The 236-nt window shown below is 58.5% G+C and carries 1 protein-coding gene; it reads left to right on the top strand.

Translation table 11 applies throughout. The features are described from left to right. The coding region (locus FLQ03_RS01370; protein ID WP_144374168.1) for a chorismate synthase at positions 1 to 236 on the top strand (236 nt) is incomplete at both ends.

Below are 236 nucleotides of genomic sequence, written 5' to 3'. Positions count from 1 at the left end.
CGTGAAAGGGGTGGAAATTGGCGACGGCTTCGAGGTGGTGAAGCTGCGCGGCAGCGAAAACCGCGATGAGATCACCAAAGCCGGGTTCCAGCGCAACCACGCCGGCGGCATTCTTGGCGGCATCAGCAGCGGCCAGCAGATCGTTGCCAACATCCCGCTGAAGCCTACCTCCAGTATTACCGTTCCCGGTCATACGATTAACCGCTTTGGCGAAGAAGTGGAGATGATCACCAAAG

It is taken from the genome of Vogesella urethralis (assembly GCF_007644045.2).
Lineage (GTDB): Bacteria > Pseudomonadota > Gammaproteobacteria > Burkholderiales > Chromobacteriaceae > Vogesella > Vogesella urethralis.
Note: the sequence above shows the minus strand (reverse complement) of the source record. Positions and strands in the feature narration are given on the sequence as shown.